Source organism: Streptomyces sp. SM11, from assembly GCF_002910905.1.
GTDB lineage: Bacteria > Actinomycetota > Actinomycetes > Streptomycetales > Streptomycetaceae > Streptomyces.
This window is the reverse complement of the sequence record NZ_NEUE01000079.1, coordinates 43,578-50,548: the sequence shown is the minus strand read 5'-3', so window position 1 is coordinate 50,548 and position 6,971 is coordinate 43,578. Positions and strand designations below refer to the sequence as shown.

Here is a 6,971-nt window from a genome sequence, read left to right as displayed (position 1 = left end):
TGGAGGGCGCCGGCCGCGTCGGCGGGCGGGTCGCCGTCCCACACCTCGTCGATGAGGACCCCGGCCGGGACGGTCCGTCCGGGGCTCAGCGCGAGAACGGTGAGCAGGGCGCGCAGCCGCGCCCCGCCGAGGGCGACAGCCGTGCCGTCGTCGCGAAGTGCCCGGGTGGTGCCGAGGATGCAGTAGCGCACGGGCCCATTGTCCGTGACGGGGCGGAAACGGCGTCGACTGGGTCGAACTCCGCCCCCGGTCCCCGACGTTCCCGCCGTGTCGGAACCATCGGAACCATACGAACCGTCGGAGTGCGAACCGTACTATCGCCCTCCCGGCCCCACCCCCTGGGGCCACCCACCCCCAGGAGTCGAGTGCCGATGACCACCGCAGCCAAACGCGGCGACCGGAGAATCAGCCCGGTCTTCCTCGGCATCGCCGCCGTCACCGCGGTCGCGGGCTGGGCGGTGTGGACGGGCTTCGCGGACGCCACCGGCTTCGCGGTCTTCCTGTTCGTCACCGGGGCCTGGATCGTCTCGCTCTGCCTCCACGAGTACGCGCACGCCCGTACCGCGCTGCACAGCGGGGACACCTCAGTCGGCACAAAAGGGTATTTGACCCTCAACCCGCTCGCCTATACCCACGCGCTGCTCAGCATCGTGCTGCCGGTCCTCTTCGTGATCATGGGCGGGATCGGGCTGCCCGGCGGCGCGGTGTACATCGAGCGCGGCCGGATCCACGGCAGGTGGAAGCACAGCCTGATCTCGGCGGCGGGCCCGCTGACCAACGTGGCCTTCGCGATCGTGTGCACGGCCCCGTTCTGGCTGGACGCGCTCGACGGGGTGCCGGTCGCCTTCCGGTACGCGCTGGCGTTCCTGACGATGCTCCAGGTGACGGCGGCGATCCTGAACTCCCTGCCGATCCCGGGGCTGGACGGCTACGGGGTGATCGAGCCCTGGCTGTCGTACCGGATCAGGCGTCAGGTGGAGCCGATCGCACCGTTCGGGCTGATCGCGGTGTTCGCGATCCTGTGGATCCCCGAGGTGAACATCGTCTTCTTCGACGGGATCCACACGCTGCTGGGCGGACTCGGCGTCGAGGAGTTCCAGCGGTACTGCGGTTATGACCTCTACCGCTTCTGGCGGGGCCTCTTCGACGAGCGGGATCCGGGCTGCGCGGTCGCGTAACGGGAGCGGCGGGCGGCTCAGCCCGCGTCGGCGGCGGTCAGCCGGTGCCTGCGGATGTAGAACCAGGTCATGTTCGACGAGAGCCCCGCGATGAGCACCCAGACGATCCCGAGCAGGCTGCCCTGCACGAAGGAGACCACGGCCGCCACGACGGCGAGGACGCAGACGACGAGGGCGTAGAGAGCGATGCGGGGCATGGGGGTCGGCTCCTGTCGGGAACGGGTCGCGGTCCCGTCCAGTGTCCCCCATGCCCCGTCGTGCCCCGACCGGGCCCGGTCAGACGTCGGTGGTGCGCAGCCCGGCGTGGGCCTTGTAGCGGCGGTTGACCGAGATCAGGTTGGCGACCAGCGACTCGACCTGGTGGGCGTTGCGGAGCCGGCCCGCGAAGATGCCCCGCATCCCGGGGATCCGGCCGGCCAGCGCCTGCACGAGGTCCGTGTCGGCCCGTGCCTCGCCCAGGACCAGCACGTCGGTGTCGATCTCCTCGATGGACTCGTCCTGGAGCAGCACGGCCGAGAGGTGGTGGAAGGCGGCGGTGACGCGGGAGTCCGGCAGCAGGGCGGCGGCCTGTTCGGCGGCGCTGCCCTCCTCCGGCTTGAGGGCGTAGGCGCCCTTCTTGTCGAAGCCGAGCGGGTTGACGCAGTCGATGACGAGCTTGCCCGCGAGTTCCCCGCGCAGGGATTCGAGCGTCTTGGCGTGGCCGTCCCACGGCACGGCGACGATCACGATGTCGCTGCGCCGGGCGCACTCCGCGTTGTCCGCGCCCTCGACGCCGAAGCCCAGTTCGGCCGCCGCCTGTTCGGCACGCGCCGCGTCCCGGGAACCGAGGGTGACCCGCTGTCCGGCGCGGGCGAGCCGGTAGGCGAGGCCACGCCCCTGCGGTCCGGTCCCGCCGAGCACGCCGACGCGCAGACCTGAGACGTCGGGAAGGTCCCAGGGGTCCTTGGCGGGGGGCTTGGGCGCGCTGCCGCTGTCCTGTGTAGTCATGGACCGACCCTACTGCCAGGTAGCGCCCGGGAAACCGCCCCCGGGCGCCCTGTTCCGCTCACCTCGCGGTCCCCCGTTCGGGTGAGGGAGCGGCCGCCGGGCCCGGCCGGGGCGTGCCGCCGGGGCAGGATGCCGGGCCATGGCTGCCGTACGTGTCGCCCTGCTCCGCGATGCGCCGGCCGGGACCCGGTGGCCGCAGGACGCCCGGCGGGCCGGGGCACGGGTGCTCACGCTGGACGGCGGTGACCCGGAGGTCGGGGGCCCGGCGCACGAGTCGCTCGTGGTCGCGGGGGACGAGGACGTGGACCTGGACATCGTGCAGCACCTGGTGAGCGCGGCCGCCGGGGAGAACGGGAGACCTCCGGGGCGCGGCCGGCGCACCTTCCGGGACCGGCTCGCCCGGCCGGCCGGCTGACCCGGCCGCCGCCCGCGCGCTGGTGGCGGGCGGGCCCGGGGCGTACCGGAATATCTGCTTGCCGAGGGCGCCCGGCAGTACGGATCATGGCCCATCGTGACCTCAGCGCCTCCTTCGCCCTCCTCCCCCTCGCCGCGGTCGGCCCAGATCCGCGCCCTGCTGCCGGATCTCTCGCCGTGGCGTTCCTCGACGGACTTCCGGCTGCTGTGGGTCCAGGGCCTGATCACGTTCTTCGGCAGCTTCATGGCGCTCATCGCGCTGCCGCTCCAGATCAAGGACCTCACGGGCTCGCCGCTCGCGGTCGGGGCGATGGGCGCGGTGGAGCTGGTGCCGCTGGTGGTCTTCGGGCTGTACGGCGGGGCGCTCGCGGACTCGGTGGACCGCCGCCGGGTCATCCTGCTCACCGAGGCGGGGCTCGGTGTGCTCGCCGCGGTCCTGCTGGTGAACGCCCTCCTCCCGGAGCCGCTGCTGTGGCCGCTGTACGTGGTGGCCGGCGGGGTGTCCGCGCTCGCCGGGCTCCAGCGGCCCGCGCTGGACTCGCTGATGGCCCGGATCGTGCCGCACGCGCAGCAGACGGCGGCGGCCGCGCTGAACTCGCTGCGCTGGCAGATCGGGGCGATCGCGGGCCCGGCGCTGGCCGGTCTGGTGGTGGCGTACGCCGGTCACGGCACGGCGTACGGGGTGACGGTGTGCACGTTCGCCGTCTCCGTCGTGCTCTGTCTGCGGCTCTCCCCCGCACCGCCTGCCCGTGACGCGCAGAAACCGTCGCTGCGCGGGATCGTCGAGGGGGCGCGGTACGCGTGGAGCCGGCCGGTGCTGCTGGGGACGTACGCGATCGACCTGGCGGCGATGTTCTTCGCCTTTCCGAACACGATCTTCCCGTTCCTGGCGGACGAGCTGGACGCGGAGTGGTCGCTGGGCCTGATGTACGCGGCGGGCTCGGTCGGCTCGCTGGCCCTGGGGCTGACCAGCGGCTGGACGTCACGGGTGCGCAGGCACGGGCTGTTCGTGGTGTTCGGTGCGACGGCCTGGGGGCTGGCCATCGCCGCGGCGGGCTGGTTCTCCAGTGTGTGGGTGGTGCTGCTCTGCCTGGCCGTGGCGGGGGCGGGCGACATGCTGAGCGGGCTGGGGCGGGCGACGATCTGGAACCAGACGATCCCGGAGGAGCTGCGGGGCCGGCTCGCGGGCATCGAGGTGCTCTCGTACAGCGTCGGCCCGCAGCTGGGTCAGGTGCGGGCCGGGGCGATGGCCGGCTGGACGGGGACCCGGTCGGCGATCTGGACGGGCGGGGTGGCGTGCGTGGCGTCGGTGGCGCTGCTGACCGCCGCGCTGCCGAAGCTGGTGCGGTACGACTCGGAGACGGATGAGGACGCGGTGCGGAGGCGGGCGGCGGGGGCGGAGGCGTGAGCGGTGTGCCGTCTCCGGGGTCCACCCCCGCCCCCGCTCGTCAGGCGCCGGAGGGGCTGGAAGGACGTCCTCAAGCGCCGGTCGGGCTTGGCCTGCACCCCGGACGGGCCTGATTCGCCCCCGCGCGGGCTGAGGGTCAGTTCTCGGGCGGGCTCGATGTGCCCTTGTCCTCGTCGTGCCACTTGGGGTCCGTGTCCCACTCCAGGTTCCGGTCGCGGGCCGTGTCCATCGCGTGCTGTGCCGCCTGGCGGGAGGTGTAGGGGCCGAAGCGGTTCTGCGCCGGGCACTCCGGACCCTCCTCGACCTTCTTGTGCTCCAGGCAGTAGTACCATTCGCCCGGTTTGCCGACCGTGCGCTTCTTGAACAGGGCCATCGACGGCTCCTTTCCTCCCTGCCATGGTGCCCCGGGGCCGCTGGTTAGACTCGCTGACATGTCTGGCCAGTCGCTTCTCGTACCAGGGGAGATCACTCCCGTCCGTTCCGTACCCGGAAACATCCGGCGTCCCGAGTACGTGGGGAAGCCGGCTCCGAAGCCGTACACCGGCCCGGAGATCCAGGACGCCGATACCGTGGAGCGGATGCGCGTCGCGGGCCGTATCGCCGCGCAGGCGATGGAGGAGGCCGCCAAGCACATCGCCCCGGGGGTCACCACGGACGAGCTCGACCGGGTCGCCCACGCCTTCATGGTCGATCACGGCGCGTACCCCTCGACGCTCGGCTACCGGGGTTTCCCGAAGTCGCTGTGCAGCTCGCTCAACGAGGTCATCTGTCACGGCATCCCCGACTCCACCGTGCTGCGCGACGGCGACATCGTGAACCTGGACGTCACCGCGTACATCAACGGGGTGCACGGCGACAACAACGCCACCTATTTCTGCGGCGACGTGGACGAGGAGTCACGGCTGCTGGTCGAGCGCACCCGGGAGTCGCTGAACCGGGCCATCAAGGCGGTCCGGCCCGGACGCCAGATCAATGTCATCGGCCGGGTCATCGAGTCCTACGCGAAGCGGTTCGGCTACGGGGTGGTCCGCGACTTCACCGGGCACGGGATCAACTCCTCGTTCCACTCCGGCCTGATCATCCCGCACTACGACAGCCCGCACGCCACCACGGTGATGCAGCCGGGGATGACCTTCACCATCGAGCCGATGCTGACGCTGGGCACCCACGAGTACGACCTGTGGGAGGACGGCTGGACCGTGGTGACGAAGGACCGGAAGCGGACGGCCCAGTTCGAGCACACACTGGTGGTCACGGAGACCGGAGCGGAGATCCTGACCCTCCCGTAGATCACCCGTAGATCACCCGCGGATTCGCCTCGGATCACCCGCACATCACCCCGAAGCATCCATAACCGCACCCTTCACTCCCCCTGCGCGTAGGTTTTTACCGACAGACAGTCGGGAACCAGTTGACTTAGGTAAACCTAAGTAGGAGGATCGGGCCTACTGGCACGCGCCGCCGTACCGTCGCGGCGGTCGCCTGCCGGTGTATCTCGTCTCTCTCTGGACTTCCCGTCCCCCTCGGTCCCCGGAGGCCCGCCTTGGACGCAACCGCCACCGTCACTCCCTTCTCGACGCTCATCCGTACCGCGTCGCACGAGCAGCACACCGAGGCCGAGACCTCGACCTTCATGAGTGACCTGCTCGGCGGGCGGCTGGGAGTGGACGCGTACACGCGCTACACCGAGCAGCTGTGGTTCGTGTACCGGGCACTGGAGGAGGGTTCGGAGGCTCTGCGCGACGACCCGGTCGCGGGCCCGTTCATACAGCCCGAGCTGATGCGCTCCACCGAACTGGAGCGCGATCTGGCGCATCTGCGCGGGGCCGACTGGCGCGAGGGCCTGGAGCCGCTGCCGGCCACCGCCGCCTACGCGGCCCGGGTCGCGGAGTGCGCGCGCACCTGGCCCGCCGGCTACATCGCCCACCACTACACGCGCTACCTCGGTGACCTCTCGGGCGGCCAGATCATCCGTGACAAGGCGGAGAAGACCTGGGGCTTCGAGCGCAAGGGCGACGGCGTGCGCTTCTACGTCTTCGAGGAGATCACCAACCCGGCCGCCTTCAAGCGGGGGTACCGCGAGCTGCTGGACGCGGTGAACGCGGACGATCTGGAGAAGCAGCGCATCATCGAGGAGTGCAAGCGGGCCTTCGCGCTGAACACCGCGGTCTTCCGCGACCTGGGCGAGGTCTTCCCGCTCAGTGCGTGAACCACCGGCGTGCGACAGCCGGCCGTCCGGGGTTCAGCCGCGGACGGCCAACAGGACGCGGCCCCCGACCTCCACCGTGCCGTCCGGCGCGGGTGCGGTGAGGATCTGGGAGCCGCGTCCCTGGGTGATGTTGAGGGCCCGGCCGAGCTGCGCGCTCAGCAGCAGGGCCGCCGCACCCGTCGCCTCGTCCTCGACGATCCCGGTCTCCTCCCCGCGCCTCGGGAAGGCCCGGGCGCGCACCCGCCCGGCCGCCTCGTCCTCCCAGGCCCAGACGTAGAGCCACCCCTCACCGGGCGGCGGTCCGGGCAGCGCCTCGACCTCGGCGGCCGTCGCGTACTGCCGGAGCGTGCGCGGCGGGACCCACTCGGGGCGGGCGGTGATCCAGGTGAACTCCCCGTCCTGGCGCGCGAACACCTCCCCGACCGCCAGCTCCAGGACCTCCAGGTCCAGCAGCCAGGCGGTGCCCACCAGCGGGTGCCCGGCGAACGGCAACCGCAGCCCCGGGGCGTGGATGTCCACCCGCCCGCGCTCCGGGTCGTCGACGAACACGGTCTCGCTGAAGCCGAGTCGCCGGGCGAGCCGCTGCCGGGACGCCTCGTCGGGGTGGCCGCTTCCGTCGCGTACGACGCCGAGGGCGTTGCCGTGCCGGCCGTCAGGTCCGCAGAACACCCGCAGGACGTCGATGCCCCGGGGTGCGTCGTAGTCGTTCACGGGGGCATTCAAGCACTGCCCGGTGCCGGGGCGGGAACCGATCGGGTACGGCCGCGGGGCCGCA

Annotated in this window: 8 protein-coding genes and 2 pseudogenes; 5 read left to right on the top strand and 5 right to left on the bottom strand. The window is 71.8% G+C overall.

Translation table 11 applies throughout. The features are described from left to right. Window positions 1-191: pseudogene (locus B9S58_RS05140) on the bottom strand (helix-turn-helix domain-containing protein); the annotation flags it as partial. Between the two features lie 180 nt (window positions 192-371). Between B9S58_RS05140 and B9S58_RS05135 the strand changes: the two are divergent. Then, window positions 372-1,178 carry a site-2 protease family protein gene (locus B9S58_RS05135; RefSeq protein WP_103530938.1) on the top strand — a complete coding sequence of 269 codons (807 nt, stop codon included), beginning with the start codon at window positions 372-374 and terminating at the stop codon, window positions 1,176-1,178. A 17-nt stretch (window positions 1,179-1,195) separates the two neighbouring features. On the opposite strand, the gene B9S58_RS05130 is transcribed toward B9S58_RS05135, so the two are convergent. Both B9S58_RS05130 and npdG read right to left on the bottom strand, forming a co-directional pair. Beyond that, a complete protein-coding gene (locus B9S58_RS05130) occupies window positions 1,196-1,375 on the bottom strand; it encodes a hypothetical protein (RefSeq protein ID WP_103530937.1) in 180 nt (59 codons plus the stop codon). A 79-nt stretch (window positions 1,376-1,454) separates the two neighbouring features. Beyond that, complete coding sequence (npdG, locus tag B9S58_RS05125) at window positions 1,455-2,165, bottom strand: NADPH-dependent F420 reductase (RefSeq protein WP_103530936.1); 711 nt, start codon at window positions 2,163-2,165, stop codon at window positions 1,455-1,457. Window positions 2,166-2,364: 199 nt separating this feature from the next. Here npdG and B9S58_RS05120 point away from each other — a divergent pair. Together B9S58_RS05120 and B9S58_RS05115 are read left to right on the top strand one after the other, a co-directional pair. Next, window positions 2,365-2,603, top strand: a pseudogene (locus B9S58_RS05120) (hypothetical protein); the annotation flags it as partial. Window positions 2,604-2,676: 73 nt separating this feature from the next. Continuing rightward, complete coding sequence (locus B9S58_RS05115) at window positions 2,677-3,987, top strand: MFS transporter (RefSeq protein ID WP_103530935.1); 1,311 nt, start codon at window positions 2,677-2,679, stop codon at window positions 3,985-3,987. A 136-nt stretch (window positions 3,988-4,123) separates the two neighbouring features. On the opposite strand, the gene B9S58_RS05110 is transcribed toward B9S58_RS05115, so the two are convergent. Then, a complete protein-coding gene (locus B9S58_RS05110) occupies window positions 4,124-4,360 on the bottom strand; it encodes a hypothetical protein (RefSeq protein WP_103530934.1) in 237 nt (78 codons plus the stop codon). 58 nt (window positions 4,361-4,418) lie between these two features. Here B9S58_RS05110 and map point away from each other — a divergent pair, with 58 nt between their 5' ends. Together map and B9S58_RS05100 are read left to right on the top strand one after the other, a co-directional pair. Further along, a complete protein-coding gene (gene map, locus B9S58_RS05105; protein ID WP_103530933.1) occupies window positions 4,419-5,276 on the top strand; it encodes a type I methionyl aminopeptidase in 858 nt (285 codons plus the stop codon). A gap of 254 nt (window positions 5,277-5,530) precedes the next feature. Continuing rightward, a complete protein-coding gene (locus B9S58_RS05100; protein ID WP_103530932.1) occupies window positions 5,531-6,196 on the top strand; it encodes a heme oxygenase (biliverdin-producing) in 666 nt (221 codons plus the stop codon). 33 nt (window positions 6,197-6,229) lie between these two features. On the opposite strand, the gene B9S58_RS05095 is transcribed toward B9S58_RS05100, so the two are convergent. Beyond that, window positions 6,230-6,907 (bottom strand): PhzF family phenazine biosynthesis protein, encoded by a 678-nt coding sequence (locus B9S58_RS05095; RefSeq protein WP_103530931.1) that lies wholly within the window; start codon window positions 6,905-6,907, stop codon window positions 6,230-6,232. Window positions 6,908-6,971: the final 64 nt, after the last annotated feature.